The 26,493-nt window shown below is 51.3% G+C and carries 27 protein-coding genes; 11 read left to right on the top strand and 16 right to left on the bottom strand.

The window, feature by feature from the left end:
* Position 1: 1 nt before the first annotated feature.
* From DSM117340_RS16000 to DSM117340_RS16010, 3 genes are all read right to left on the bottom strand, one after another.
* Positions 2–679, bottom strand: a complete 678-nt coding sequence (locus DSM117340_RS16000) for a hypothetical protein (protein WP_143037443.1) — start codon at positions 677–679, stop codon at positions 2–4.
* A 384-nt stretch (positions 680–1,063) separates the two neighbouring features.
* Positions 1,064–2,350 carry a uracil-xanthine permease family protein gene (locus tag DSM117340_RS16005; protein WP_089894143.1) on the bottom strand — a complete coding sequence of 429 codons (1,287 nt, stop codon included), beginning with the start codon at positions 2,348–2,350 and terminating at the stop codon, positions 1,064–1,066.
* A 108-nt stretch (positions 2,351–2,458) separates the two neighbouring features.
* Positions 2,459–2,908, bottom strand: coding sequence for a hypothetical protein (locus tag DSM117340_RS16010; protein ID WP_143037444.1), 450 nt, complete (start codon positions 2,906–2,908; stop codon positions 2,459–2,461).
* Between the two features lie 85 nt (positions 2,909–2,993).
* Between DSM117340_RS16010 and DSM117340_RS16015 the strand changes: the two genes are divergently transcribed.
* Positions 2,994–4,421 (top strand): serine protease, encoded by a 1,428-nt coding sequence (locus DSM117340_RS16015; RefSeq protein WP_089894024.1) that lies wholly within the window; start codon positions 2,994–2,996, stop codon positions 4,419–4,421.
* A gap of 6 nt (positions 4,422–4,427) precedes the next feature.
* On the opposite strand, the gene DSM117340_RS16020 is transcribed toward DSM117340_RS16015, so the two are convergent.
* Together DSM117340_RS16020 and DSM117340_RS16025 are read right to left on the bottom strand one after the other, a co-directional pair.
* Positions 4,428–5,516 carry a cupin domain-containing protein gene (locus tag DSM117340_RS16020; protein WP_089894026.1) on the bottom strand — a complete coding sequence of 363 codons (1,089 nt, stop codon included), beginning with the start codon at positions 5,514–5,516 and terminating at the stop codon, positions 4,428–4,430.
* Positions 5,513–6,106 (bottom strand): glutathione S-transferase family protein, encoded by a 594-nt coding sequence (locus DSM117340_RS16025; RefSeq protein WP_089894030.1) that lies wholly within the window; start codon positions 6,104–6,106, stop codon positions 5,513–5,515. The genes DSM117340_RS16020 and DSM117340_RS16025 overlap by 4 nt, the downstream gene beginning before the upstream one ends.
* A 141-nt stretch (positions 6,107–6,247) precedes the next feature.
* Here DSM117340_RS16025 and DSM117340_RS16030 point away from each other — a divergent pair, with 141 nt between their 5' ends.
* Positions 6,248–7,321: a RelA/SpoT domain-containing protein gene (locus DSM117340_RS16030; RefSeq protein ID WP_177170710.1), complete on the top strand. Its 1,074-nt coding sequence runs from the start codon at positions 6,248–6,250 to the stop codon at positions 7,319–7,321.
* Positions 7,322–7,337: 16 nt separating this feature from the next.
* Here DSM117340_RS16030 and holA read toward each other — a convergent pair whose 3' ends face one another.
* Genes holA through leuS form a run of 3 tightly spaced genes read right to left on the bottom strand, consistent with a single transcriptional unit; the run spans position 7,338 to position 11,378 of the window.
* The gene (gene holA, locus DSM117340_RS16035; protein ID WP_089894036.1) at positions 7,338–8,366 is read right to left on the bottom strand and encodes a DNA polymerase III subunit delta; all 1,029 of its coding nucleotides are present in this window, start codon (positions 8,364–8,366) and stop codon (positions 7,338–7,340) included.
* Entirely contained in the window at positions 8,363–8,851 is a 489-nt protein-coding gene (lptE, locus tag DSM117340_RS16040) for an LPS assembly lipoprotein LptE (RefSeq protein ID WP_089894039.1), read from the bottom strand. Before lptE ends, holA begins: the two co-directional genes overlap by 4 nt.
* Positions 8,838–11,378 carry a leucine--tRNA ligase gene (gene leuS / locus DSM117340_RS16045; RefSeq protein WP_273497135.1) on the bottom strand — a complete coding sequence of 847 codons (2,541 nt, stop codon included), beginning with the start codon at positions 11,376–11,378 and terminating at the stop codon, positions 8,838–8,840. Before leuS ends, lptE begins: the two co-directional genes overlap by 14 nt.
* Before the next feature lie 470 nt (positions 11,379–11,848).
* On the opposite strand from leuS, the gene DSM117340_RS16050 reads away from it, so the two are divergent.
* Positions 11,849–13,081: a glycosyltransferase family 4 protein gene (locus tag DSM117340_RS16050; RefSeq protein ID WP_354689810.1), complete on the top strand. Its 1,233-nt coding sequence runs from the start codon at positions 11,849–11,851 to the stop codon at positions 13,079–13,081.
* Positions 13,082–13,090: 9 nt separating this feature from the next.
* Here the strand turns inward: DSM117340_RS16050 and DSM117340_RS16055 are convergent, their stop codons facing one another.
* Positions 13,091–13,603 carry a DUF3576 domain-containing protein gene (locus tag DSM117340_RS16055; protein WP_276990306.1) on the bottom strand — a complete coding sequence of 171 codons (513 nt, stop codon included), beginning with the start codon at positions 13,601–13,603 and terminating at the stop codon, positions 13,091–13,093.
* Positions 13,604–13,904: 301 nt separating this feature from the next.
* Here DSM117340_RS16055 and DSM117340_RS16060 point away from each other — a divergent pair, with 301 nt between their 5' ends.
* Together DSM117340_RS16060 and DSM117340_RS16065 are read left to right on the top strand one after the other, a co-directional pair.
* Complete coding sequence (locus DSM117340_RS16060; RefSeq protein ID WP_354689811.1) at positions 13,905–15,044, top strand: porin; 1,140 nt, start codon at positions 13,905–13,907, stop codon at positions 15,042–15,044.
* Between the two features lie 200 nt (positions 15,045–15,244).
* Complete coding sequence (locus DSM117340_RS16065) at positions 15,245–16,243, top strand: site-specific integrase (RefSeq protein WP_354689812.1); 999 nt, start codon at positions 15,245–15,247, stop codon at positions 16,241–16,243.
* Here the strand turns inward: DSM117340_RS16065 and DSM117340_RS16070 are convergent.
* Positions 16,215–16,814 (bottom strand): site-specific integrase, encoded by a 600-nt coding sequence (locus tag DSM117340_RS16070; protein ID WP_354689813.1) that lies wholly within the window; start codon positions 16,812–16,814, stop codon positions 16,215–16,217. The two genes, DSM117340_RS16065 and DSM117340_RS16070, sit on opposite strands and share 29 nt — an antisense overlap.
* Before the next feature lie 146 nt (positions 16,815–16,960).
* On the bottom strand, positions 16,961–17,704 hold the full coding sequence (locus tag DSM117340_RS16075) for a hypothetical protein (protein WP_354689814.1): 744 nt from the start codon (positions 17,702–17,704) through the stop codon (positions 16,961–16,963).
* Positions 17,705–17,872: 168 nt separating this feature from the next.
* Here DSM117340_RS16075 and DSM117340_RS16080 point away from each other — a divergent pair, with 168 nt between their 5' ends.
* Positions 17,873–18,790, top strand: coding sequence for a hypothetical protein (locus DSM117340_RS16080; RefSeq protein WP_354689815.1), 918 nt, complete (start codon positions 17,873–17,875; stop codon positions 18,788–18,790).
* Positions 18,791–18,922: 132 nt separating this feature from the next.
* Here the strand turns inward: DSM117340_RS16080 and DSM117340_RS16085 are convergent, their stop codons facing one another.
* Genes DSM117340_RS16085 through DSM117340_RS16100 form a run of 4 tightly spaced genes read right to left on the bottom strand, consistent with a single transcriptional unit; the run spans position 18,923 to position 19,914 of the window.
* Positions 18,923–19,228: a hypothetical protein gene (locus DSM117340_RS16085; protein WP_354689816.1), complete on the bottom strand. Its 306-nt coding sequence runs from the start codon at positions 19,226–19,228 to the stop codon at positions 18,923–18,925.
* The gene (locus tag DSM117340_RS16090) at positions 19,228–19,392 is read right to left on the bottom strand and encodes a hypothetical protein (RefSeq protein WP_354689817.1); all 165 of its coding nucleotides are present in this window, start codon (positions 19,390–19,392) and stop codon (positions 19,228–19,230) included. The genes DSM117340_RS16085 and DSM117340_RS16090 overlap by 1 nt, the downstream gene beginning before the upstream one ends.
* A gap of 37 nt (positions 19,393–19,429) precedes the next feature.
* Entirely contained in the window at positions 19,430–19,573 is a 144-nt protein-coding gene (locus DSM117340_RS16095) for a hypothetical protein (RefSeq protein WP_354689818.1), read from the bottom strand.
* Positions 19,574–19,605: 32 nt separating this feature from the next.
* A complete protein-coding gene (locus DSM117340_RS16100) occupies positions 19,606–19,914 on the bottom strand; it encodes a hypothetical protein (RefSeq protein ID WP_354689819.1) in 309 nt (102 codons plus the stop codon).
* Between the two features lie 666 nt (positions 19,915–20,580).
* Between DSM117340_RS16100 and DSM117340_RS16105 the strand changes: the two genes are divergently transcribed.
* The gene (locus tag DSM117340_RS16105) at positions 20,581–21,726 is read left to right on the top strand and encodes a porin (RefSeq protein WP_354689820.1); all 1,146 of its coding nucleotides are present in this window, start codon (positions 20,581–20,583) and stop codon (positions 21,724–21,726) included.
* Between the two features lie 391 nt (positions 21,727–22,117).
* Here DSM117340_RS16105 and DSM117340_RS16110 read toward each other — a convergent pair whose 3' ends face one another.
* Positions 22,118–22,684 (bottom strand): site-specific integrase, encoded by a 567-nt coding sequence (locus DSM117340_RS16110; RefSeq protein WP_354689821.1) that lies wholly within the window; start codon positions 22,682–22,684, stop codon positions 22,118–22,120.
* 715 nt (positions 22,685–23,399) lie between these two features.
* On the opposite strand from DSM117340_RS16110, the gene DSM117340_RS16115 reads away from it, so the two are divergent.
* The 4 genes from DSM117340_RS16115 (at position 23,400) to DSM117340_RS16130 (ending at position 26,402) form a co-directional block, all read left to right on the top strand.
* Positions 23,400–24,487 (top strand): IS3 family transposase gene (locus tag DSM117340_RS16115; RefSeq protein ID WP_354689822.1). Its coding sequence is split into 2 segments (ribosomal slippage): positions 23,400–23,652 and positions 23,652–24,487, totalling 1,089 coding nucleotides; the frame shifts between segments, so codons are not numbered across the junction.
* 340 nt (positions 24,488–24,827) lie between these two features.
* Entirely contained in the window at positions 24,828–25,160 is a 333-nt protein-coding gene (locus DSM117340_RS16120) for a DUF6626 family protein (RefSeq protein WP_354689823.1), read from the top strand.
* Positions 25,161–25,602: 442 nt separating this feature from the next.
* Positions 25,603–25,962 carry a hypothetical protein gene (locus DSM117340_RS16125; RefSeq protein WP_354689824.1) on the top strand — a complete coding sequence of 120 codons (360 nt, stop codon included), beginning with the start codon at positions 25,603–25,605 and terminating at the stop codon, positions 25,960–25,962.
* 17 nt (positions 25,963–25,979) lie between these two features.
* Entirely contained in the window at positions 25,980–26,402 is a 423-nt protein-coding gene (locus DSM117340_RS16130) for a hypothetical protein (RefSeq protein ID WP_354689825.1), read from the top strand.
* The last annotated feature ends 91 nt before the right edge of the window (positions 26,403–26,493 follow it).

Genomic DNA, 26,493 nt, shown 5'->3' on the forward strand with positions numbered 1-26,493 from the left:
GCTACCGAAACCTTTCCAGCCGTGTGATATCGCTTTGAGTGGCCCTACGTGAGGCAACGATGCGGCTAAACTGGTCTCTCAAGACATATTGCCCACGCGTAACCGCCTCAGTCCAGCCATTGGCATAATGAATTTCGATATCTCGCCCGCGATAATATGCCCTGACTGCTTGCGACTCGACCTTTGGTGATTTGCTTTTGGACGCTGACTGCGTACTTTCAAAATACGCCCGCATGCGCGACGCATCGCTTCCCTTTGCTTTACGGCGCTCCAGCACTCTCCCTGACGAATCTGTTCTGCGAAAGCGGTCCCCGATGATCTCGCTCATGCTCCCGTCGGAAAATGTAACACGCGCGCCGTTTTGCAGACGCTCGGCGTGCTTTACCTGCTTTGATCGGGCCTTGTCGGGGTCGCGATGCGCCTTCTTCGACCGGTCATGATCATCGTCATCGTCATGATCACCATCATCGTTATCACTATCATCATCGCCATCGTCACCGTCGTCTCCATCATCCCCGTCTCCATCGTCTCCGCCCCCATCATCACCGTCGCCGTCTTTTGCAGCCGCTGAGGCCATGACAACACGAAGCAAGCCCTCGCTGTCGACTTCCAGCCGAAGCGGGAAGGCAACAAAAAGAACGGCCAGAAAGGCCAGCCAGCGGCTACGTTTGATATTCATCTTTCCCGCAATATCCATATTTCAAGCCGACGATAGCACAGCACCGCATGCCTTACTTCGGACTTTGGTCTAACAATGAGGAACGTTTCTAAGCTACCAAAGCGGCATCAGACCTATATCCAATTCCCCAAGTTTCGGCCTTATCCCACGCTCTGACTGGCTCACAACAGACCATGTATATGTCTCAAGCCAAGTGCCTGCGCAGCGTCCAACGTAACACAAGAGCGCATTTTGCATTCTGTGGGAAGGCGTCTAGCCTGACACAATGGAAACTAGCTCATCGGCAGTCAAAAACTGTCATGAAAGCAACTGGACGTTTCCAATCAGGTGCAGCCAGTGATGCTGGTGCGAAGCGGGCGGCCCGAAGACCGCCCGCCAGTTTGTTTAGTCTTTGCTCTGATGCGGCAAAATCAGGTTCAGAACCAGACCCGCAATCCCCGCAAGACCAATCCCTGCAAGCTTGAAATCATCGCCAAGCTCAAGTGTGAGGCCACCGATACCAATGACAAGAATGGTCGATACAATCACCATATTACGTGGCTCGCTCAGGGCTTCTCCAAGCTTGGAAAGAACCGAAAGACCAACCACAGCAATCATCCCGAAGAGTAGGATCATAATGCCGCCCATGACAGGCATAGGGATCGTGCCAAGCGCGCCGCCAAGCTTTCCGACAAAGGACAGGATGATCGCAAAGATCGCCGCCCAAGTCATGATCGCAGGGTTAAACGCGCGCGTCAGCGTCACCGCACCTGTCACTTCCGAATAGGTCGTGTTGGGTGGTCCGCCCAAGAGGCCCGCAACACTTGTGGCCAGGCCGTCTCCAAGCATCGTGTTTTGAATGCCTGGCTTTGTCATGTAGTCGCGCTTGGTGACATTCCCGATGGCAAGGATGTCGCCAAAATGCTCGATCGCAGGCGCAATCGCGACTGGCAGCATGAAGACAATTGCCGCAAGCTGGAACTCAGGCGTTACAAAATTCGGCACAGCAAACCAAGCCGCATTCGAGACAGAGGCCGTGCTCACAAAGCTTTCGCCTGTTACCATGCCAAGCACAAGCGCGGCCACATACCCTGCAATCACACCTACAATAATCGGCACAATCCGCATCATGCCACGGCCCAGAATGGCCGTTAGCATCGTCGCGCCAAGCGCAACCGCCGCCAGAAGCAGCGCATAAGATTTCGGCATAATCTGCGTATCACCCGCAAGACCTGTCGCCATATTCACAGCGACAGGGGCGAGCGAAAGACCAATGACCATAATCACAGGTCCGACAACAACAGGCGGCAACAGCCGCTGCAAAAAGCCCGCGCCAAAAATGCGGATCGCAAAGCTCAGCACCACATAAACAAGCCCCGAAACCGCCAGAGCACCCGTTGTCGCAGGCAAGCCCCACGTCTGAACCGCAAAGATGATTGGCGCAATGAATGCAAAAGAAGAAGCAAGAAAAACAGGCACTTGGCCTTTGGTGACAATCTGGAAGATCAGCGTTCCAACACCAGCCGTAAACAAAGCGACACTCGCATCAAGTCCAGTCAACAGCGGCACAAGAACGAGCGCGCCAAACGCCACAAAGAGCATCTGCGCGCCAACAAGCGCTTGCCCCATACCAAACTTATAGTCTTCGCCCAGGGCATCTGCCCCTGCGGTATTCTCTGTCTGTGCAGTCATTTTCATGTCCCTCCAATGACACATATGAAGCCACATGCCCCATTGTTCGGGTGCTCTGCAGCTTCTCTCCTGTCTACCGAATGAAGGGGGGTTGCGTAAAGCGTGCTGTCAGTGCGTCGCGTTGCAGAGCTTTAAAGCTGGGTCAAGCGCCACCATTTCTTCCGCAGTCAGCTTGGTCATTTCACGGCTTTTACCCCATGTGCTGAGAAAGCGCTGGCGGATCACAGGCGTCAGATACTCTGCGCTCAAAGCGTTGAACCGCCCATTCAGGTTGCTCGCATGAAAGCCAAAGCGCGTTCCGCGGATCAAGCAGGCGTTGGGCAAGCTCGTAAGCATCGTACATGCAGAGTTACACCCCCCAAGACGAACCTGCCGCCCACTCGCCTTGAGCTCCGCATGAAGGGCCGCATATTCATAAGGGTTCCCGCCTGTGTCCCCAAGGATCGTCACAGGCCCGCTCCCGCTCACATCAGGCGTGGTGTTCACAGAGCACGCTGCCAGAACAAGAAAGAATAGAGAAACAAAGAAAAAGCTACCAAAGCGCATTGAAAAACCCATTCAGCAATCGTTTACAAACATCCATCATCAGGCTTGCCTAGCCTATCACGCTTATGCAACTCTTTGAGTAATAAAGGTCTGTGTGATGAAATTACTTCTATCGCTACTTCTGTCCGCCACGGTGTTTTTGGCAACTCCACAGAAGAGTTTTGCCCAAAACTACGCGGCGCTCTTTGAGCAGTTCCAGCCGAGCGCCTTAACCCGTGAAGACAAGCGCTTCCTGCAAGCTGCTCTCGCTTTTGAGGGGCACTATAAAGGTCTCTTCGATGGAGACTGGGGCAAGCTGAGTCAAACTGCGATGGAGAGCTACTCGGCCAGAACGTTTCAGACAGGTGTCGAGCCGTGGCACATGGCCCTTCTTGCGTTTTCCCTCTTTGATGAGACGAAAGAAAATGGCTGGGACATGTATCATTCTGACTGGCTCGGCATGACATACCTCTGGCCTAAAGACGCCTTTCGTAAAGATAGATCGACCAAGAATTTTATAAACTTCCGTCATATCGGCAGCAGCCTGTCTTATTCCGTCGGTGTCCTTGATTTTAAAGCCGCTCAAAACGTCCATGACTTCACGCAACGCCGCCATGCGGGCTCTGGTGAAGCCTATTCGGTGCGCAAGCCCAACTTCGCAATTTCCACAGCACAGATCTCCGACGGGAGCTATCTCTACACCCGTTCCAATCTTATCAAAAACCGTTGGTCAACCGTCATGCTATCGGCAAATAGGCGTGACAAAGCCTTGCTGGACGCCGTCTCCTCCAGCATCTCCACAGGCTACGCCAATCCACTCGGCATGACAGAAAACGGACATCTAGCAACTGTTGTTCTACAAACAATTGAGGTTTTGAGCACAAAGGACGAACCTCAATTGAATGCCGCTCAACCTGCCCCAAGCCCACCCAAAACAACAACCAGTTCAGGCACAGGGTTTGTTGTATCCGCACAGGGCCATATCCTTACCAATGATCATGTGGTCGACAGCTGCAGCCGCTACACAGTTGATGGTAAGCAAGCAGAGCGCATCGCTGGGTCGCCTGAATTTGATCTCGCCCTCCTGAAAGCTCCTATTAAAAAAGACGCTGCCGTTGCTGTCTTCTCCGCCGCACCCCCGCGTCTCAACTCTGATGTGACAGTGGTTGGCTATCCATACGGTGGCGCCCTTAGCGGCCTCAACGTGACACGCGGTTCGGTCTCGTCCCTCAAAGGCCTTGGCGGAGACGCCACCCGCCTCCAGATCACAGCGCCAGTTCAGCAAGGCAACTCTGGTGGCCCCCTCGTCGCAGCCGATGGTGAGATCGTCGGCGTCATCGTCTCTAAGCTCGACGTTCTCAAATTTGCCGACGCCATTGGTGATGTCCCGCAGAACGTCAATTTCGCCGTACGTGGCGAAATAGCCAAGCTTTTCTTATCTCAGAACGGAATCACGCCCGCACTCAGCCTTGATGATATTGCTCTTGATCCAACAGAAATAGCTGAACGCACTGCTGCCTTCACCGTTTTCATCGAGTGCCACTAAACCAAGTTAAGCCACAACCTCACTTGCAAAGTCGCCCCGCAAAGCACATTCCAGAAGCTCTAAGTCTTCCGAGCACTCCGCATAACGCGCGCTCATGTGTGGCGGCAGCACAAAAGCATCCCCCGCCTGTAGCGCGCGTGGCTCCTGGCCTTCAGCATGAAGCGTCATTGTGCCCTCCATGACAAAGGTAAAGTGAATGTCCGCATCCGTTCGCGTGGCGGGTGGCTCACCGCTCTCAAAACGAACCACCTGAATACCGGCCACGCCCTTCGTGCCGTCCGATATCCCCGTATCGCGACAGCGAAACCCGGGGATGCGGAAAGGCTGCCAAGTGGCCCCCTCCTTTACATGATGCACAAAGCGCTGGCCCTGCCATTCGCGCTTGGGGTCGCCATGGCCGTTGGGCAGTGTAAAGGCGTGATCAATCGTCGTCACATGGTCCGCAGGAACGCCGATCTCGATCACTTCGATATCAGGAGAAGCATGACACACCCGATGGCGGATCTCTGGCGGCTGGATCACACAGTCGCCCGCGTGCAGGCGCATCAGGCCGCCTTGGTCCTCATAGAGCACATCCACCCAGCCTTTGTAGCAAAAGATAAGCTGGAACCCGACAGTGTGGTAATGCACCATATCAGGCACATCGCCGCCACCTGGCACACGGATATGGCTGGCAATAATCGCCCCGCCCAACCGCGTGGGCAGCAAGTCACGGTAGTTCATTCCCGCGCGCCCGATGACCCAAGGGGCAGAGTCCCGCAATCGCCGCACATCAAACATATGCTCGGTCTTGGGCAGGATCATCGGAGGATTCAGCTCGGCAATTTCGATCTTGGTCCCGTTCGGGGCAACAAGCTCTCTCGCGCCATCCGCAAAGCCTTCAGGGTCCGTCGTCAGGATGCGCAGCGTCCCCGCAGGTTCCTTCGCCCCCTTCTCGATGCGCACCCGCAATCCATGCCCCGAAAGCACAGCCACGCGCGGATCATCTGCAGGGAAAATCTCGTCCAGCCGCATCCCCAACACTTTGGTGTAAAACGGCAGATCGTCTCTCAGCTCGTCGGTCGGCAGGCGGACTTCGGCGCGAATTTCGCTCATAGCTTGAGCCGCCCCCGTGCGGCCTTGAAGCCCTCCCGCTTGCGCACTTGGCTCGCGTATGTGTTGAGCCTGTCATCTTCCAGATCAAACTTCGCGCTGATCGCCCATCCGAGACAATGTACCAGAAGCATATCCGCAATCGTCATTTCTTCACCCATAAGGTAAGGCCCCTCCATGCGCTCGGAGATACGCTTGATGTTGCGCGCGAACTCCCACTTGAGTGAGTCTTTCACAGCAGGCACGCGCTGCTCTTCAGGCAAAATAAACGAGTGCCGCGCCGCCGTCCAAAGCACGGCATCGACCTCGTCCAAAATCTGATGAAACCAAGCATCTTGCTTTGCGCGTTCAATTGTCCCGGCAGGGTAGGTAAACTGGCCGTGCTTATCAGCCAAAAACGTCATGATCGCCGCTGAATCTGTGATCAGTTCACCATCGACTTTCAGCGCAGGAACCTTGCCAGACGGGTTCACAGCCTTCATCTCGTCACTGCCAGCTTTCAGATCATGATGGACAAATTCCACACCCATTTCGTCCAAAAGCCAAAGCACCCGAAACGCACGGCTCGCCACACCACCAAAGACTTCATACATGATTTCTCTCCCTTATTTGTGCACACGAGACATCAAACAAAAGAAAGCCGCAAGGGGCGCATTGAAAAAGACGATCATGTTCTTTTGCGTTTACGGTCTGCGTGTTACTCTCAAGTATGTGTAAGTAGATGGTGTCGACATTTGGCAGATGTTGAGCAACCCGCCTATTCCAAAAAAGAAATTGTTGAAGCAGGGAAAACCCTGAGTCAAAAAATATCCGAAGTTAACGTGAAAACACTAAGTGCCTTTCAAGTGGCACACAATTGGAGGGCTTCATATGCGCTTCCAATGAATAGAGTAAGACATGAACTACGCGGCAAGGTCTTACGAAATGAAGGCAGCGGAGTAACTGCTGCCAGGCTAAAACGCATGTCATCAATTCGGAAAAAGCTCGCGCCAGGAAATCGCACACTTTATCAATTACAAGATATCGCAGGCACACGGGCAATACTCCCTGATATGGCGAGCTTGGATAGGGTGTCAAAATACTTCGAAGATGGTGATACGCTACATTCCATCGTCAGATTGAACGACTACATCGCGGATCCAAAGCCCGATGGCTATCGTAGTAAACACATAGTTTTGAAGTTTTCAGGAGAGGGCGCTGAAGCGGTATATAGTCGTCAGTTTGTTGAGATTCAGCTGCGAACTGAAAAACAACATGCTTGGGCTACCGCAGTTGAGGCCGTTAGTTTGGTCAGAAACGAACCAATGAAGTCAGGGGAAGGTTCTAAAGATTGGCTCAGGTTTTTTAACTTGATGTCAGCCGAAATCGCCGATCGGGAACTACAAGTCACAGCAAAAAATGCGATACGCATCGAAGAACTAAAAGAACTCGACTCAACTCTTGGCGCCTTGAAGGAGTTGCAGGGCTACAATCAAGCTCTGAAATTTACAGAGCGCGTTGATGCAAGGTCAGGGCAGTTCTTTTTGATCAATTTTGATCTAAAGTCTAAAGCTATGAGTGTTTCGCCATACAGTATGTCGAAAGAAGGCAACGCAGCATACGACGCAGAAGAGCGTAATGTTCGCGGAACAAACGCTGTTCTGGTCGAAGTTGATAGAGTGCATGACCTTAGAGCAACATACCCAAACTACTTTCTAGACGTTCGAAAATTCGTTGAGGAATGTGAAGTCTCGTTATTTGGGAAAAAGGTATTTAGGTTCCATGAGATGGACGTTTCATGGGTGAGAAATTGGAAAAAACCAACTTAAAGTAAGGAAAATGGATTCACCGCTTTCCAGCCAGCCCTGCGAGCCTGATCAGCGTGCGCTCCACCAGCGCCATCTGTGGCGCGGTCTGCCCTGCGCTGCGCAGTTGCAAATCTGTTTCGATAAGATAGCTCAAAGCCTGTTCAAGCTTCACAGCGCCCCAGCCTTGCGCTTGCTTGAGCATCCTGTCGCGCCGTGGCCCAAAGATCGGCGGGCGCAGCCGTGCAATGCCTTGGCTCGCGCCCGCAGGGTCACTCGCCGCCGCATAGAGCGCCTTGAAATGCCGTGTCGCGCCAATGATAAGCCCCACGGGCTGCACGCCTTGGGCCTTAAGCTTTGTCATGATCGGGTGAATTTCGCCCATCTTGGCCTCCGCCACGACGTTCAAAAGATCATCAAGCGCCGCCTCTGTGCTTTGCGGTGCGCAGGCCGCAACATCTGCGCTGCCCACTTCGCTTGCGTCACCGTGTTTATACAGCGCAAGCTTCTCGATCGTCTGGCGGAAGTCCCCCGGTCCAAGCTCACGGCTCAGCCCAGTGAGGTCAGTCATGGCATCGCGGCTCACTTGCGCAAGCCCAGCGTCCTTTAGCATGCCTTCAATTTCGTCGCGCCCGGGCGGATCGTCATAAATCCCCACAGCATAGGCATTTCGATGCGCCTCAAAAGCCTTGCGGATTTTCGACGTCGCCTTGAGCTGTCCCGCTGTCACGATGATCTGCGCATCACCCTCGGCCCAGTCTTCCAGCGCAGCAAGAATAGCAGGCGCAGCCGTATCGTTGGCATCCTCCACAAAGGCCACACGCGGCCCAGGGAAAAAGCTCACGGCCTTCACAGCATCAAGCAACATAGCAGGGTCTTTGCGCAAATCGCCCGCAGGCATCCGCACCAGCCGCATTTCTTCGTCGCCCTTGGGGCCAATAAGCGCTTTAATGACGTCTTGCCGCTTCAGAGCAACGCGCATCCCGTCACTGCCATAAATCAAAAGCCCCGTGCGCTTGGCATCTGGCGATTTGAAATAAGCTGTCGCCTCGCGCCCGCCGAGCTTCATGCCGCTGGCTCAAGCTTTGCCGCCACAAGGCGCGCAACGATCTGATCACCAAGAATAACCATAAGTCGCTCACTCGCGTCCTGTTCAGCGGCCCGCGTCGCGGCGGTGCTGCCCGTGGTTGAATAGCCCGTAAAGCTCTGCACAACCCCGCTGGTCACGACTTTACCGCCATCCAAGGCGCGCAAAGCGTAAGTCGCTTTGCCCAGAAGGTTAAATCGCGTTGCCACGTTGTCTGTGGTGATCGCCATGCGCTCTTCACCGAGCTCAATCGCAATCGAAAGTGCATATGTTGGACTGCTCGTACGCCCGAGCCGCTCCTCAATATGGCGCACAAGAAGATAGCCTTCGCGGTCACGCGGCGGATCAACTTCGACGGTGTTGAGAAGCGTGCGCGCGCCACTCTCGGGCCCATAAACAGGTGTAAACCCGCAGCCCGAAAGCGCCAGCGCGCCCAGCAATACAGTTCTTCGGTTAGGCAACCACATTCACAATCCGCCCAGGAACAACGATCACCTTCTTGGGCGTCGCCCCGTCCAGCACCTTTTGCACAGCATGATGCGCCAGCGCGAGCTTTTCAACCTCGGCCTTGTCCATGTCTTTGGGCACGCTGATTTCCGCGCGCCGCTTACCGTTGATCTGGATCGGCATGACAACCTCGTCATCGACAAGCATCGCCTCGTCCGCCACAGGCCAAGGTGCAAGCGCACAAAGCCCCTCGCCGCCGAGTGTCTCCCAGACAGCTTCCGCAAGGTGCGGCGTCATCGGGCTCATCAGCTGCGCAAGCGTGCGCGCCGCTTGTTTCTTCGCCGCGCCACCCGCGTTTGACTTGGCCAGCGTGTTGGTAAAGCCGTAAAGCTTCGCAATCGCCGCGTTAAAGCCAAAACTTTCAACGCCCATAGTCACATCATGGATCGCCTTGTGCATTTCACGGATCAGCGCCGTATCGTCCGCCTCTTGGCCCGTTGCTTCCGCATCAATCTCTGAAGCAATACGGTAGACCCGCCCCAGATGCTTGTGCGCTGCTTCCGCGCCCGAAGCTGTCCACTCCACATCCCGTTCGGGAGGGGAATCAGAGAGCACAAACCAGCGCGCCGTATCCGCGCCATAGCTTTCAATGATGTGCAGCGGATTCACGACGTTGTTCTTGGATTTGGACATCTTGGCTGAGGGCACAACATCCACTTCGCGCCCGTCTTCCAGCACAGCGGTATCACCCTTGAGTGTTACTTCTTCGGGGTAGTGATACACTGGCCGCCCGTCCGCGCCCTCTGTCTTATAAATCGCGTGCGTCACCATGCCCTGCGTGAACAACGCATCAAACGGCTCTTTCGCACTCTCTGGCAGATGTCCGCAAATATGCATCGCCCGCGCAAAGAAGCGCGCATAGAGCAAGTGCAAGATCGCGTGCTCCACACCGCCAATATATTGGTCCACATTCATCCAATACTCGGCATCCGCCGCATTTGTCGGCGTCTCGGCGCGTGGCGCGGTGAAGCGCGCAAAATACCAAGATGAGTCTACAAACGTATCCATCGTATCGGTCTCGCGCTTGGCAGGCGCCCCGCAAGAGGGGCACGCCACATCGCGCCATGTCGGGTGACGGTCGAGCGGATTACCTGGCTGGTCAAAGCTCACATCGTCAGGCAGCTCGACAGGCAGGTTTTCCTTTTTCTCGGGAACAACGCCGCAAGTCTCACAATGCACCACAGGAATGGGGCAGCCCCAGTATCTCTGCCGAGAAAGGCCCCAGTCACGCAGGCGGAACTTGGTCACGCCCTCGCCAAGCCCTTTTCCTTCCATAAAGTCGATCGTCGCATTGATCGCTTCTTCGCCCGTGGCCTCTGCAAGACCCGCAAAGTGATCAACCCAGCGGACTTTCTCGGTCTTTGCAGGGACGAAGGCCTCCTTGCCCACAGGCGTGTCATCGCCAAGTGCAAAAAACGTATCAATCACTGGCAAGTCATACTTTCGGCAGAAGTCCAGATCGCGCTGGTCATGCGCAGGGCAGGCAAAGATAGCGCCCGTGCCGTAGTCCATCAAAATGAAGTTGGCGATCCAGACAGGAAGTTCTGCGCCCGTCAGCGGATGCTTCACTTTGATTCCCGTATCATAGCCCAGCTTCTCAGCGGTCTCGATGGCCTCTTCGGTTGTTCCGCCCTTGCGCGCTTCCGCGAGGAAGGCATCAACTTCGGGATTTCCCTCCATCGCCTTGGCGATGGGATGATCTGGCGAAATCCCGACAAAGCTTGCGCCGTTCAGCGTATCGGGCCGCGTGGTGTAAACAACGATAGGCTCGCCGCCATCGACCCGCTCAAACCCAAACTGCAAACCGCGTGATTTTCCGATCCAGTTCGCCTGCATCAGCTTTACTTTTGCAGGCCAGTTATCAAGCCCGTCAAGCGCGCCAAGCAGCTCGTCCGCCATGTCGGAAATCTTGAAGAACCACTGGGTAAGCTCCTTGCGCTCTACAATAGCGCCAGAGCGCCAGCCGCGTCCGCCTTCAACCTGTTCGTTCGCCAGAACGGTCATGTCCACAGGGTCCCAGTTCACGACCGCATTTTTGCGATAAACGAGGCCTTCTTGTAGAAAATCGAGGAAAAGGGCCTGCTGTTGCCCATAATACTCAGGGTCACAGGTCGCAAACATACGGTCCCAGTCAAGCGAGAGGCCCAGCGGCTTCATCTGCTCAACCATGTCGTCGATATTGTTATAGGTCCAAGTCTTAGGATGACCGCCAATCGCCATTGCTGCGTTTTCCGCAGGCATACCAAAAGCATCAAAGCCCATGGGGTGAAGTACATTATGCCCCGTCGAAATTTTATAACGCGCGATCACATCGCCCATCGTGTAGTTGCGCACATGGCCCATATGCAGCTTGCCCGAAGGATAAGGGAACATCTCAAGCACATAGTACTTCGGCTTGCCCTCCTTGCGCTCGGCGCGGAAGATTCCTGCCTTCTCCCATGCGTCCTGCCATTTGGCTTCAATCTCGGCGGCGTTATAGCGGCTCATTGCGTGTCTCTCGGTCTATGTTTGGTGTTGGCGCTGGTGATAAAGGGTTTTCAGCGCAGATTAAATCGCGAATTGCCTCTCAGAGAACAACGCCCAAAAATTCACCGCCTACAAACTGTGCATTTGCCGAGATTTTTGTCATCTCTGTAAAGAATTTACGAAATTGTGCAGTTGCAGCATTTTTTGCCTTGAGGTCTCGCTGCATTGCGGCAAATCTGAACTCACAAACGATGTTCCTACTCTCCTCCCTCTGTAGTGCATCGCAACTAAAAGCTCTCTACGCGGCACTCCTCCTCCCGTCGCGTGGAGCGCGCTAATAAAGTCCAACAGGGTATGGCCGGATGTGTGCGCATCCGGCCATTTCTTTGGTTTGTTTATTAAATTCAAACCAATAGCCCTTCTTATGCCATAAACGGGCATTATGGCTGCTTGGGCCCGTTGTCTTATGTGTTGTTGTGTTGAGCCTGCTTATGAAAATCCTCTTTATCCACCAGAATTTCCCTGGCCAGTTCAAACATTTGGCGCCCGCTCTCGCCAAACACGGCCACGACACTGTCGCGCTCACCCTACGTGTGGAAAAGCCAACCAAATGGAATGGCGTGCGCGTGCTGCCCTACAAGCTCAAGCCCCGCGCCGCACAAAACACACATCCTTGGCTGGTTGATTTTGATACGAAAGTCACTCGCGCCGAGGCCTGCTATCACGCTGCCGTGCAGCTGCGAGAGCAGGGCTTCACGCCCGATCTGATCATCGCGCACCCTGGCTGGGGCGAGTCGCTCTTTCTCAAAGATGTCTGGCCCAAAGCCAAAATGGCGATCTACTGCGAGCTATATCACAAAGCCGAATACCCCCACACTGGCTTTGATAAAGAGTTTCAGCCCGAGATACGCGCCACAGAGGCCATGCGCCTGCGCCTCAAGAACGTAAACAACCACGAACACTTCGATATCGCAGATGCGGGCATTAGCCCGACTGCCTTTCAGGCCGATACATTTCCGCCCGAGTTCCGCGACAAGATTACAGTTTGCCACGATGGCATCCATACAGATGTGCTCACGCCCGACTCAGCCGCGCGTCTGACCCTGCCCACAGGCGAAACAGTCACCCGCAAAGACGAGCTCATCACTTTCGTAAATCGCAACCTAGAGCCATACCGAGGCTATCATGTCTTTATGCGTGCTTTGCCCCGCCTCCTCAAAGAGCGGCCAAACGCGCGCGTGCTCATCGTCGGTGGCGAAGATGTCAGCTATGGCGCCCGCCCGCCCAAAGGCCAGACATGGAAACAAATCTTCATTGATGAGGTGCGTGGCCAAATTCCTGATCAAGACTGGGCTCGCGTCCACTTTCTCGGGCGCATTCCATATGATCAGTTCCAATCGCTTCTCAAAGTCAGCCGCGTGCACGTCTGCCTGACATACCCCTTCGTGCTTAGCTGGTCCCTTTTCGAGACAATGAGCGTCGAAGGCGCAATCGTCGCCAGTAAAACCGCCCCCGTAGAAGAAGCAATCATCCACGGGCAAAACGGCAGACTTGTCGACTTCTTTGACAAAGACGCACTTGTTGAGGAGGTCACCGGCCTGCTCGACAACGCGTCAGAGCGCGAAGAGCTTGGCCGCGCAGCGCGCAAGCTGATCGTGAACAACTACGATCTCTCGAGCATTTGCTTGCCAAAACAGCTCAGCTGGGTTGAAAGTTTGGTCTAGTCAAAAGCCTTAGAGCTTCCCGTCAGCAATCCGCATCTGACGCGCACGGTTAAGAATGGCATCTTCCACAGCACGCTGCGTGCCCGCCGCCACAGGGCCACCACGGCCCGCAAGCGCCACATTAAGCGAACGCGCATCCAAAGCGGGGTCTTGTATATAGACAGTCGCACGATACGCCTTGCCGCCGCCTGGAGGCGTACCGTACCCAAAGACAATCACGCCACTAAACGGATCAACTGACTGCACAGGCATAAAGCTCAGCACATCCAGCGAGGCCGCCCAAAGGTAGCGGTTTACCTGTACATTGGCTTCATTGTTCTTTTTGCCGAAGGCGTCCCAGATGGTTTGCCCATCGCCCGTTTCAATACCCGCAGCCGAAGGTTGGCTTGCAGGTGCTGTTGGGTCGCGCTCTTGCGTTGCCGCAGGGCTGATCCGTCCGAAAAGACCGCTGCCGCCTCCACAAGCGCTCAGCGACACGAGAGCAAACAAGATTGCGACAGACTTGAGGACACGACTTGGCATGGGACGAATTCCGCTCGTTAATTGCCCTTCCGTCCTACCCAAGCGCCACGCTCTGAGCAAGCCCTTATGGCAGCTTCCTATATATACAGCCATTTTTACGCCATTTTGCGCCTTAATCATGAACGCGCCCTGCGCTCTGCCCCCGGATTTCACACTGTGACATCTGTGCATCAGCTTTTTCACCTTTCAGAAACCCCGATCCAGCGCGCTTGCAATGAGACCCCGTTTGGAGCGAAACACCTTTCATACCCAATGCGGATTCCCCGCTTGGGCCTATGACATGAAAACCGAGGGAAAAATCATGAAAAAGATTCTTTTCGCTACTACAGCGCTAGTCGCAACTGCATCAGTCGCAGCTGCAGACGTAACATTCACAGGTATGGGCCGTTTCGGTGTTAAATCTGTATCAACAGACGCCGTTGCTGCTGTTGCTGGTAAGATGACCACAACTGCTCAATCAACTGCAGCCGCTGCTGTAGGTGCAGACGGTACAATTACTGCTGGTGCAGTGACTGCAGCTGTTGTTGGTACGACTGCGGCGACGGACGCTGAAAAGCTTTCAGCGGTAAATGCTGTTGCTGCGGCTAGAGTAGCGCTTCAAAACAACACGACTGCCACAGCTGTTGCTATCGCAGATCTGGAAGCTGATCTTGCCGATGCAGAAGCAAATCTTGCTGCGATCTCAGACACAGCCGCTGTTGCGAAGAAAACAACAACAGACATCACATCACGTATGCAGATTGACGTTAAAGCTTCTGTTGAGCTCGACAGCGGCATCACACTCGGCGCAGCTACACGCTTCCGTTCAACCGATGGCGCTGCAGGTGTTGGCTTCAACGCACCGACATTTACAATGTCGACAGGTGGTCTGACACTCGTTGTTGGTAACAACTACGGTCAAATGTATCACGGTAACATGAGTGTAAACAACGTTGGTTTGACTGGTCTTGGCTTTGAAGCAGATGTGTTCACTGGCTTTGATGAGTACTCATCAAACGGTACAGGTCCACAGGGCGCAGACGTGAACTACTCAATGGGTAACCTTTCAATGGGTGTTTCACACGCAAAAGGTTCAGGAAGCACACAAGCTTCTGTTTCATACTCAGCAGATGCACTGTCATTCGGCGCTTCTATGCAAGACGGTAAAGCAAAAGCAGATGACTTCTCTTCTGTAGGTGTTGGCTATGCTTTCGCAGGCGGTAGCGTGAACCTTGCTTACGGCGACAACAACGGCACCAAAACAACTGTACTTGGTGGTACTTACAGCGTTGCAGCAGCAACATCTGTAACAGCGTTTGTTAAAGACACAAACACAGCTGGTGTTAAGAACGTATACGGCGTTGGTGTTTCGCACGACCTCGGCGGCGCGTCACTCAAAGCTGGTTATGTTGATAACGCAGCTGGTTCAGTTGCCGACTTCGGTATCGTGTTCAACTTCTAATCCACTGGGGATTTGGAGTATCGGAAAGAGCGGGCTTCGGCTCGCTCTTTTCACGTTTGGGGGTATTTGCTTCGTCTGCTGTGAAGCAATTCCCCTACAGTGATCTTTCCTAAGGTATTGATTTGCGGCGATTTTGTTTGCTGACCTCTCAAACTCCCGTAAATTCAGACGTTTCGCAATATTCTGCAAGGAAACGTCCGATGAGATTAAGCAACTGGTTCAAAAACACGCTGACAGACACACGAGAACAGAGTGCAACGCTTACACTCAACGAGTTCTTCTACTCTGAGTATTACCCTCACATTCTGACACGCAAAGAAAAGCCCCAGTATGATGAGGGCATTTTCCGCAATCACTTTCATAAGACACTTGGCACCAAAACGTTTGAGAGCTTGAATAAAAAGACCTTAGAGCAATGGCTGCAAAACCAGCTGAGCACGGGCATCAAGAAGACAACGATCAACAAACATATTTGTCTGATCAATAAGATTCTCAAAACAGCGTCTGAATGGGGTCAGTTTGAGGGCTTCAATTCTGTTGTTCATAACTTGAATCCTCTTCGAACAGGACAACTGACACAGCGCTTCTTGTCAGAAGAAGAGATTGCTGTCGTGTTGGAGCTTTGCTCACACAGCAAACATCCGTTCCTCAAGTATTTTGTGGAGCTGCTTTTGCTCACTGGAGCAAGAAGTGGTGAAGCATCTAACGCTCTCTGGCGAGATATTGATTTTACCAATGCGATCTGGACAGTTCCAAAGAGCAAGAGCGGTAAGACACGTTTTATCTATCTGAATGAACCTGCGCTTGAGCTGTTTGTTTCCATACAGAAACAAGCTGCCAACATCGGCTTATCAACGTCTACAAGCTGTCCTGTGTTTACCAATCCGCATACGCAGAAGCCGTATAAGGGCTTTCATCTAGCTTGGTATGAAGTCAGAAAAGCTGCTGGACTGGATGACGTCAGAATACACGACTTACGTCACACATATGCCAGTCTTTTGGTAAACAAAGGCGTCAGCTTGTATGAAGTCCAGCAACTGCTTGGACATTCCTCACCACAGATGACACAGCGCTATGCACATTTTGCAAATAAAACACTGCTCACGCGATCTGGAATTGTGGGCGATTTGATTGTCAGCGCAAAGCGAACAGCCGTGCAGAGTGCGCATTCTAAAGAAGCTCAACCACTTGCTGTTTAGCTTGTTTGTTTTCTTCAATGTATCTTTGAGTAACAGCGAGTGACGAATGCCCTGCGAGAGCCTGAACATCCCGAAGCGATCCACCAACGCTGCTGATCTTTCTGGCTGCGTTGGTGATAAATGTTCGACGCCCAGAGTGTGACGAGCAGCCAATCAGCCCGACATCAGCATACCAAGCTGCAAACATATTCACGATCGCTTGCGCTTGCGTTCTTGCTGAGCGCTCAGTCGTGATCACGTGACTTGATGCGATGTGAAAGCCGCGTTGCTTTGCCGCTTCTTGCAACCAGTCCTGAAGTTTGAGACGCAATTGCATATTGATCGGTATAATCCGTCCAGATCGTCCTTTTGATGCAACGTCCGTCAGACGAATGCTGTCAGCAATCTCGCCATCAGCATCTGTGAGCATCGCCCACTTCAGCCCTGCTATCTCTTTCGCGCGAAGCCCTGCACGCACCGAGAGCAGAACCACAATCTCATTGCGCTGAGCGTGCCGCAGAGTGCCAACATACCAGAGCAGTTGATCGATTTGTTTCTTGTTGAGTGTCTTTGCTTGTTTTCTCAGTGACATAGCGAACCTGTTATATTTTCAGTGGTTTTTACCTAAAAATACTGACTGGAAAGCCAATGATTGCAACCACATTAAAAGTCCTGAGTCCTGTCAGACACTTACAGAGACTGATGTTGAAATGTGTATTTGCTACTGAGTTGAAATCTTCAGTATTTGCCTGGAAACACGCCGACTGCCGCGTTGTTCGCGAGATTACGCGCCTTCTTCAGATACCGCATAAACTGGCGCTGCTCATCGCTGTTTGTCGTGTTTGAGCCTGCGAGTATCTCTTCAGCAAACGTCCGAACTGCGAATGGAAACATCGGGCGTGCAAGCTTGTAGTTGCGTTCCCGTATCATATCATCTCGTTGTTTCGCCCAAGTATAGAATTCAACCGCTGAGCTCTTCACACGATCTTTCTTGTCCAGATCGGCGTTGTCTAGCCAGATGCAATATAGACGCTGCAGAAAGCTTGCATTCTCTAAGTATTTGAGGAATGCCTTTTCATATCCTTCTGACAGCCTGAACTTGCCCTGCGCGATAGTTTCCAACTTCGTTCCAGCCTGATGTTGATCCAGCAGCTGCTGAACATCTTTCATCGTCTCTCGGGGATCTTTGCTGAGCGGTAAACGCACAACGATCGCTTGGTCGTCATTCACGATGCTGTCGTTTCCATCCAGAACGCGCACTGTAGAATCGACCGCAAACAGCGTTCGCCAATTTGCGCCAGACCACCACTCGCTGAACGACTGCTCCCAGAAGTTTCCCCAGTCTGAATAGAAGTCGTAGTCCACGTTGATTTCTGAATCTCTGTGCGCTGCTTTTATGAACTCAAACCACAGCCTGTATGGTTCAACTTGCCTTGCTGGCAGATAGAATGTCCCGTCTCCTGACCACTTTTCGCTCATCATAACTCCGTTTCCATATGGAAATGAACAGGACCACCCAGCCCACTCAGGCACTCGTCTTGTCCTAAACTGAGGGCAGTTTTTCAGCTATATTAGTCTTGTCAGTGAGGGAAACAACGAAGCGTTTCAGACACTGACGAAATTTCCCATCAAACAGAAAGAGATACTATTATGACAAACAACATTATTGAACTTAACAACTCACTTGTAATGTCCAACGAGGCTACTGCCATCGCGAGTTATGTCGCGCAGATCAAAGCCCAAATCACTGTTTCAGCGAGTGCTTGGACTGAGATTGCGCGTCTACTCGCGTCAGCTGCTGATGAGTTCGGACTGAAATCTGATCTGATGCGAGCACTGCTGAAGCAAACTAATTTTTCAAACAGTAAAGCTGTGAAGCTGATTGCGATCGCGAACTCAAAGCGTCTCAATGAGCATAAGACTACTTTCAAGCTAGTTGCAGCTTGGACTGTTCAATACGCGATCACAACACTTGAAGATGATGAGTTTGAGCGCCTGCTGAGCAATGTCGATGAAGAGACCGTGATCACACAATCAATTGTGGATGCTGCAAAGACCAAAAAAGCTGTTGAAGTAGATGACTATCAGACTGTGTTCTCAATTAAGATTTCAGCGTCTGCTTTGAAAGCTGGAGCGTTTGATGATTACGAGGAGCTTCAAGATGCAGTGCAAAATATTCAGGATACAATCAAGTTTGTTCGAGTTGATGAAACCAAAGTCCAAGAAAACGACGCAGCTCGTTTTATGAGAGAAGTTCATAACAAATTCACATCGTTGGCTACCAAACTCGTGAATGAAGAGATGAAGCAGTATCGCCAAAAGTCCGACTTCAAAAAGTTTGGTCGCTACGGTTCTGAGGATAAAGAAGGTATGTCAATCTTGAAAAGTGAAAGTCGTTTCCTCGAAGCACTTCAGGCGATGGGGGCTGAAGATAAGTTTGACCAACAAGAACTTTATACAGAAGCGCAGAGCTTGGTGTTCGCTGCTCGTGAAAAGAAATACTCCCAGAAACTGAAGGCGATCTCTGCCTTTGCGTTCGCAAACACCGATATGCGCACAGCCGCCTAACAAGCATTTATGGTTACAATTTTCTTGAGCGTTCGAAGCACTGTGTTTTTCGCAGTGCTTTTTTTTGATCTAAATAGCTCAGCAAGTATTGAACGAACACAACTAGCACTCGTTTCCATATGGAAACGCTATTCAACGTCTGCTGCGTGTCTTCGCTGTGAGCGTATGCCCAGCAACATCTACGGCAACACCTGAGCCAATCTGCTCGCGTTGCTGAACAAGACCATCAAGCAGTGCGTCCAGTGCTCCCTCTATTCTTGCCAGACGTTGTTCAACGCTCACATCACGACCACCGTCACGCAAACGCTGCTGCGCAATCTTGTAAGCCTGAACTGCTGCATCGCCTTCTCTGCGTGACTTCATTCCATAAGCTGCAACTGCGCCAGCACGCACAAACTTCTCGTCCAATTCCACCTGGAATGACTGAAACGACTTCATCAGAAGACACCGAGTCCAACTTCAACCAGTCCATCATCAGCAACATAGAAGTTGTGTGAATGCTTCTTCAGTTGGTCGTCAATCGCTGCCAGTTGCTGCTGTAGTTTCCATCGCTGCTCAGCCAGCATCGTGACAATCTCGTGTTCAATTTCAATATCGCTCATTTACTCGTTCCTCTTAGTGATCGTTTGCTCTGCATTGTCAGTGATCCTTGATGAACAAGACAGAGAACGATCCGTTTCTGAGCATTGCATCAAACTCTTTCTGAACGCTGGCTTTGTCGTCACGCGACAAGACATCAACAGAAGCAATCTTTGGTGACTTCAACGACTGCACAAATCTCAACAACTGCTGCTTCGTCTTTGGACTTTGCACAATCATCTGAAACGCTCTTCCCAGTCAAAATCATCAGATGCAGACGGAATCATTGCTGGTTCGTGATCTTCAATTAATTGCTTCTTGACCTTCTGACGCTCCTGCAAAGACACACTGTCAATGAACGTGCTTAGTTCGTGATCTTTGCTCAATGCCAGTTGCTCTGATCTCATAAAGTCATCAATTAGATGAAGTAGCTGAGACGTCCTGCTGACACCTTTGTATCTGACCAGATGATCAAATGAATTAATGACGTGAATGGGCGCATTGAAGTTGATTAATTTGTATTCTTGAAGTGTTTGATTAGACATATTCGTTACTGCCTCTAGACGTAGTTATTATTGATTTATTGGTTATTTGATTGATCAATTTATCTATTATTTAGCAAAATCCAGATGACTTAATGACCACCTATCCACCACCTATCCAGCTGCGCCAGATCAATCATTTGTGGTATTGTTGTTCGACACACTTCACCTTCCGAAGAGGTGAAGTGTGTCGAACAGGCTTGTGTCTACTGCCGTCTTCCACATCTCATTAGAACAACCCGTTTGATGACGGGAAAGGGCGGTTAGCCGGTCTCCTTTTATGTTCCGCTTCATCCAGCGGTATAATTGATCAGCCAATGAGACGACTTTGATCAATCATTGAAGGTTGCAGTGCAGCAGCGCCTTCATCGTAACGGAAATCTTTATTCAGCCAGTCCGTCTTTGCTGTTAGTTACCAAGAGAAATCTCGGCGGGTCCTAAACTGATATTATCTGCACTTGGCTTCATTCAAGTCGCTCAATTGCTCACCAGGTTTGACATCCTAAATGTGTGTCTTTGTCTGACGTAGTATATATACAAAATTTACGCGCTATTTGCTGTTTCACTGAATTTATTTTCACTTTTTTGAAGTTTTTTCGCACTGTCAGAACAGGGCTTAGTCATTCCCACAAATGGGCAAGCTGAATTCCATATAGCCATAAAAAACAGGTGAATTGGCATAAAGTTGCCGGGAATCAATTTCTTTTCGCTACTACAGCGCTAGTCGCAACTGCATCAGTCGCAGCTGCAGACGTAACATTCTCAGGCTACGGCCGCTTTGGTGTTAAAATGACATCAACAGACGCCGTTGCTGCTAAAGCAGCGGTTGTGGGCAAGATCACAACAGATGAAAAAACGACTCTTGATGCGTTGGACAGCACACTGACGGCCACTGCAGCAACTACAACTGCAGCAATTATTGCCACTAAGACTACAGCTCTGAAGGCAGCCCAAGACGCAGTAGACAATGCAAATGCTGCAGGTGTTGCACCAACAACGGCAGAAAAAAACGACCTTGCATTCCGCGCTGCTGATCTTGCTGCTGCACAGGGCACAGCTGCTACAGACGCTGTTGCTAAGAAAACATCAACTGACATCACATCACGTATGCAGATTGACGTTAAAGCTTCTGTTGAGACCGACAGCGGCATTACGCTTGCCGCACTTACACGCTTCCGTTCATCCGATGGCGCTGCAGGTGTTGGCTTCAACGCACCGACATTTACAATGTCAACAGGTGGTCTGACACTCGTTGTTGGTAACAACTACGGTCAAATGTACAACGGTACTATGAGTGCAAACAACGTTGGCCTTACAGGTCTTGGCTTTAAAGCTGATGTCTTCACTGGCTTTGATGAGCGCTCATCAACCGGTGCTGGTCCACAAGGCGCCGATGTGAACTACACAATGGGTAACCTTTCAATGGGTGTTTCACACTCTAAAGGTACTGGAAACACACAAGCTTCTATCGGTTACTCAGCTGGTGCACTGACGCTTGGTGCATCGATGCAAGACGGTAAAGCAAAAGCTGATGACTACGCGACTGCTGGTGTTGGTTATGCTTTCGAAAACGGTAGCGTTAACCTTGCATACGGCGACAACAATGGCACCAAAACAACTGTTCTTGGTGGTACTTACAGCGTTGCTGCAGCAACATCGCTCACAGCGTTTGTTAGAGACGAAAACACGGCTGGCGTGAAGAACGTATACGGCATTGGTGTTTCACACGATCTCGGTGGTGCAACTCTGAAAGCTGGTTACGTTGATAACGCAGAAGGTTCAGTTGCTGACTTCGGTATCGTATTCAACTTCTAATCTCTAGTAGATTTGAGTTACGGAAAGAGCGGGCTTCGGCTCGCTCTTTTCTTTTGTGCGACTGCGATATTGCTCAGTGTACGCTGTGAGAATCGCATTAACAGTTGAGTAACGCTTGTGGCGAGACTGTGGCACGATGGTAGTATGTTCTGAGACTGCTATCACTGCTGTCTGCGTGGCGTATTTGACTGGTATGTTCACTGCATCGCTGTAGACTGCTTTGGTGGATGAGTGCTGCAGCTGCGATAGGCTATTTCCGTTCTCAACAACAAAATGCTCTTGCGACAGCTGCGCAGTTGAACTGCAAGGCAGGGTTGACGCTTTAACCATTGTAGGTGCTTGAGCTCACGCTGCAGCCGACGGTTTAGACTGTGCTGTGATAGTGTGGGCATTATATCAACTCTACAGCTTGAGCTAACTGTGCATCGTTAACGTCAATGTAACGTTGTGTGGTGCTGATGTGCTGATGACCTGCAAGTGCTGCTAACAAGCGTACATTGATTCCCGTGTTGGCTAACTTGGTGATGAAGGTTCTGCGTCCACTGTGGCTGCTGGCTCCATTGAGTCCAAAGGCAGAGTATATGTTTAGAAACAGCTGGCACATGGTGTTGGCTGAGAAGCTGCTGTGCTGCTGTGTGAGGAACAGGGGTGCAACAGCTGTGCGATCAGCTACACATGCGTGATACTGTGTTAACACACGCTTGAGCTTGTTGCTCACATAAATGGCTCTGGTATTGCCGCCTTTGGTCTGTGTGCCTGTGATGTTGAACTGACTGCGCACTACACCAGTATGATCATACACATCACCAACCGTTAGTGCTGCTATCTCCATGGCACGTAGTCCTGCAAGAAAGCTCATGTGTATGATGGTCTGATCTCGCAGTGTGTGTTTGCGTGAACTGCAGAATGCAATCACTTGTCTGTACTGTGTGTCTGTGAGTGTAAGGGCCTGTTTCATATGCGTATCTCTCAGCTTACGTGTACTAAAAGCATACAGTCTGAGAATACTGGTGGGCGACCGAATATGTGATCGACTGTGAGTTCAATGATCACAGTGGGTTAGGGGAATATGTCAGCATATACTTATTATGTGAGAATTGATCTGCTGAGCATAAATTGCTGAGAAACTGCACTCAGTTTTTTTACGGCGGTGACGCAGAGTGGATAAATAACTGTGTAAGGCAAAACAGGCATTTTTTTCGATTTAGGGTAGGCACTGCACAACGCAACTGCACCAGCATTTAGGCACACAAGGCAAATACAAACTGGATTAAGGTTAGCACGCCGACTGAGATAGTGCTGCAAGTCCGTTCTGATGTGAGACGGTGAGCAATGTAGTGCCAGTTATACGCTTCAATCAACTACCCCATCCTTGTAGGTGGGATGCTTTAAGTGGCGAAGGTATAAATGTTCAACCGGCCTGCTGCTTTGATTGTCGTAATAGTGTGGTGAATGAAGCTGCTGACGTGTGAGCGTTGGTGAGCTTCGCAAGTGAGATGGATGACAACCTCGTAATGAGTTCCATCAATGTGTAAGGTGGCCTGTCTGTATGGGTCTTACATGTGCGTGTGATATGCTTGTAATAGAGATGATAGCAAAACCGGTAATCCCCCCGCAAATTAGTGGTGTTCAACAGTAGAATTTTCTCGGCATGATATCTGAGGAGATTTTTGATGAAGAACGGACGATTTAGCGACGCGCAGATCATGGGTATTTTGAAGCAAGCGGAGAGCGGTGTGCCTGTCTCTGAGCTGTGCCGTGAACATGGGATGAGCAGTGCGAGTTTTTACAAATGGCGTGCGAAGTTCGGCGGCATGGATGCTTCGATGGTATCGCAAATGAAGGCGATGGAGGCTGAGAACCGTCGTCTGAAGCGGATGTATGCTGAGATGAGCATGCAGAATGATCTGCTGAAGGAAGCCCTTGAAAAAAAGCGGTAAGGCCGTCTCAGCGACGCGAGATGGCCGTAAACGCGGTGAGAACGAAACAGGTCAGCATCGCGCTGGCGTGCCGCGCCTTTGAGATCAGCGAAACGTGCTATCGTTATGAGCGCAAGTTTGACGATGAGAATGCTGAGATCGCGGATTGGTTGGTACGCCTGACGGCCAATCGCAAGACGTGGGGCTTTGGGTTGTGTTTTTTGTATCTACGCAACGTCAAAGGCTATGAATGGAACCACAAGCGCGTGTACCGGATCTACTGCGAGTTGGAGCTGAACCTGCGTATCAGGCCGCGTAAGCGGCTGAAACGGCCCAAGCCGGATGAACTGGCAGTGCCGGAAGCCCCCAACCACACATGGTCGATGGACTTTATGCAGGATCAGCTGGCGGATGGGCGAAAGTTCCGGACCCTCAATGTGTTGGATGATTACAACCGAGAGGGCCTGGGCATTGAAGTGGACTTCTCGCTACCCGCCGTGCGTGTTGTGCGCAGCCTGAACCAGATCATCGAATGGCGCGGCGCGCCGGAGGTAATCCGCGTTGATAACGGCCCAGAATATGTCAGTGGGCTGCTGAAATCATGGGCTGAGACGCGTGGCATTCACATTGAATACATCCAGCCAGGAAAGCCGCAACAGAACGCCTACATCGAGCGCTACAATCGCACGGTGCGCCACGAATGGCTGGATCAGAACATCTTTGAAACTATCGAGGAGGCCCAAGAACAAGCAACCGAATGGCTCTGGACTTACAACAACGACCGGCCCAACATGGCCATCGGCGGCATCACACCCGCTATGAAACTGAAAATCGCCGCGTAGTTCTACAGGCGGACCCCATTAAAAATGGGGGGATTACCAACCTGCTCTTCCAATTTGGTTAAGTAATACAGACTAACACAGCGACGCGAATGCGTGAGTGTTTTGATCAGCGCCTTAAGGGGCGTTGATCTAACTGCTCTGCGAATGAGTTTAGATTATAGCTGATAGATCATTAACAACACATGAATACATCACCAAGCAAAGCGAGCTGAGTGTAAACGAAGTGAGATGTGTGAAGGTGATACACAGACACGAAGTGGATGTGTTGAAGCAATTGATAATCATGTAAGCACACAGCAACTGACTGCGTTGATAAATACATCACACGAGGAGATATGTGATGGGATTACAGATATTGCAGGAAATAAGAGATCAACTAAAGCAATGCCGAGCTGTGAGCAGTGAACGTGAGTTCTGCGAGCAATGGCTTGGCAAGAGCGAGTGTTATATGCGCACTTTAAAGTATGGCGATCTGACACCAAGTGCTGATGCTCTAATGACCTGTGCAAGCAAGCTGCATTGGTACTCACGTGAACTTGGCAACAGCACACATTCACATCATGTGCATTGGGCTGAGGTGTTTGAGCGCTTGCGTGAGCGGTGCGTGAACACAGTTGAACTGCAAGCACAGCATAACTGGCAGAGCAGATCAAAAGGGTCTGCAGCTCAATGATTTATCTGCGCAGGAATCTTGTGGTGGAGTACTTATCAAAGGGGGGTGGTGATTTAGCAACCCCAGCTGCAGGTATGAGCCAATGACTGCTATCACAGACATACAGCGCTCATTGAATGCTATACGTGCTATAGAGCGAGGAAGCAGTGTTGATGTGAGACTTGCAGCACTGGCACTGATAACGGCTACAAGTGCTGATATTGCCAAAGAACTGCGTGGGGCAGAGCCAAAGCCAAAACGCAAACAAGCAGCAGCTCCAACAGCAAATAAGGCTCCAAAGCCAGCTTTAACTGTACAACCGCCACAACCACAAACACCAGCTGTGCGAGAGCCGCGTCCATTTACAGAGCCAGAGTTAGTCCAAAAGAGAGACTAAAGTCTTGACATAACTGTGAGTGCTTTTAACCTTTGTAAGTATCATTGTGAAACAAAGGAGACAGCAATGCCAACGCTTGACGAACTACTTAAGAAGTACAACATCGATGCAACTGTAAACCCACAGAGCGGTCCACGTGCAAAGCTACTGTCACAAGCCAATCGTATGCTTGAACAACTGAGCAAATATAAGACTGAGCAAGAGCTTGATGGTGTGACAACGCAATACTGGTGGGCACCACAAAGTGTTGATGGCAAGCGTAGAGTATCAGCACGTTACAGTGGCAAGGTGGTTGAGGGTATGGCTGTATATGCAGACAACACACTTGAGGCTGTCAAAGCTGCTGTCGACACGTTCCGCAAGCTGGTTGAGGAAAGTGACGATGCGACTTGGGCACACGAAGAAGAGCGCCGCAAAAAAAAGTAATAAGACGTGTTATTAGAATGTATGAGCAAGTGAACACTGGGCCGCTTTATGACGAAGTGGTCCAGTGGATGAGTACCTTTAGATCACTAACAGCACGTATGGGTGGGGCAAGGCACAGCACACAAGTCAAGTTGGACCGTACGCTTGAACGACTGGGGGAGCGTATAGATGAGCGCTTGAACGAGCTAAGCGATCCAGAACTAACAGCACTGGACTGCTGGCAAGATGGCATACTGCCTGGCATATATGAGATGGATAGAGAAGCGCTGATGGAGCAACCATACTGCAGCATACGCAAGATAATGCGGTGGGATGAAGAGTATGATGTGGCAGAGCGGCGTGAACAACTGAGCGAGCAAGACAAAACACCTGAGCACGTAGGCTCCAAAGGTAGTGAGCAGCTGCGCAAGTTCCTTGATAGCTTCAACGACGACCTATAAGCGCACATACGGCACCATCTTTGTATCTATGCACCAAGCACTGCTCAACGCATCATTGATGCGTGTATGCGTGTTTTAAGCGGTATATCCA

The organism is Lentibacter algarum, from assembly GCF_040580765.1.
Taxonomy (GTDB): domain Bacteria; phylum Pseudomonadota; class Alphaproteobacteria; order Rhodobacterales; family Rhodobacteraceae; genus Lentibacter; species Lentibacter algarum.

Coding starts and splice junctions, on each gene's coding strand:
- DSM117340_RS16000 (WP_143037443.1), bottom strand. CDS start 679: ATGAATATCAAACGTAGCCGCTGGCTGGCCTTTCTGGCCGTTCTTTTT.
- DSM117340_RS16005 (WP_089894143.1), bottom strand. CDS start 2,350: ATGACTGCACAGACAGAGAATACCGCAGGGGCAGATGCCCTGGGCGAA.
- DSM117340_RS16010 (WP_143037444.1), bottom strand. CDS start 2,908: ATGGGTTTTTCAATGCGCTTTGGTAGCTTTTTCTTTGTTTCTCTATTC.
- DSM117340_RS16015 (WP_089894024.1), top strand. CDS start 2,994: ATGAAATTACTTCTATCGCTACTTCTGTCCGCCACGGTGTTTTTGGCA.
- DSM117340_RS16020 (WP_089894026.1), bottom strand. CDS start 5,516: ATGAGCGAAATTCGCGCCGAAGTCCGCCTGCCGACCGACGAGCTGAGA.
- DSM117340_RS16025 (WP_089894030.1), bottom strand. CDS start 6,106: ATGTATGAAGTCTTTGGTGGTGTGGCGAGCCGTGCGTTTCGGGTGCTT.
- holA (WP_089894036.1), bottom strand. CDS start 8,366: ATGAAGCTCGGCGGGCGCGAGGCGACAGCTTATTTCAAATCGCCAGAT.
- lptE (WP_089894039.1), bottom strand. CDS start 8,851: ATGTGGTTGCCTAACCGAAGAACTGTATTGCTGGGCGCGCTGGCGCTT.
- leuS (WP_273497135.1), bottom strand. CDS start 11,378: ATGAGCCGCTATAACGCCGCCGAGATTGAAGCCAAATGGCAGGACGCA.
- DSM117340_RS16050 (WP_354689810.1), top strand. CDS start 11,849: ATGAAAATCCTCTTTATCCACCAGAATTTCCCTGGCCAGTTCAAACAT.
- DSM117340_RS16055 (WP_276990306.1), bottom strand. CDS start 13,603: ATGCCAAGTCGTGTCCTCAAGTCTGTCGCAATCTTGTTTGCTCTCGTG.
- DSM117340_RS16060 (WP_354689811.1), top strand. CDS start 13,905: ATGAAAAAGATTCTTTTCGCTACTACAGCGCTAGTCGCAACTGCATCA.
- DSM117340_RS16065 (WP_354689812.1), top strand. CDS start 15,245: ATGAGATTAAGCAACTGGTTCAAAAACACGCTGACAGACACACGAGAA.
- DSM117340_RS16070 (WP_354689813.1), bottom strand. CDS start 16,814: ATGTCACTGAGAAAACAAGCAAAGACACTCAACAAGAAACAAATCGAT.
- DSM117340_RS16075 (WP_354689814.1), bottom strand. CDS start 17,704: ATGATGAGCGAAAAGTGGTCAGGAGACGGGACATTCTATCTGCCAGCA.
- DSM117340_RS16080 (WP_354689815.1), top strand. CDS start 17,873: ATGACAAACAACATTATTGAACTTAACAACTCACTTGTAATGTCCAAC.
- DSM117340_RS16085 (WP_354689816.1), bottom strand. CDS start 19,228: ATGAAGTCGTTTCAGTCATTCCAGGTGGAATTGGACGAGAAGTTTGTG.
- DSM117340_RS16090 (WP_354689817.1), bottom strand. CDS start 19,392: ATGAGCGATATTGAAATTGAACACGAGATTGTCACGATGCTGGCTGAG.
- DSM117340_RS16100 (WP_354689819.1), bottom strand. CDS start 19,914: ATGTCTAATCAAACACTTCAAGAATACAAATTAATCAACTTCAATGCG.
- DSM117340_RS16110 (WP_354689821.1), bottom strand. CDS start 22,684: ATGAAACAGGCCCTTACACTCACAGACACACAGTACAGACAAGTGATT.
- DSM117340_RS16120 (WP_354689823.1), top strand. CDS start 24,828: ATGGGATTACAGATATTGCAGGAAATAAGAGATCAACTAAAGCAATGC.
- DSM117340_RS16125 (WP_354689824.1), top strand. CDS start 25,603: ATGCCAACGCTTGACGAACTACTTAAGAAGTACAACATCGATGCAACT.
- DSM117340_RS16130 (WP_354689825.1), top strand. CDS start 25,980: ATGTATGAGCAAGTGAACACTGGGCCGCTTTATGACGAAGTGGTCCAG.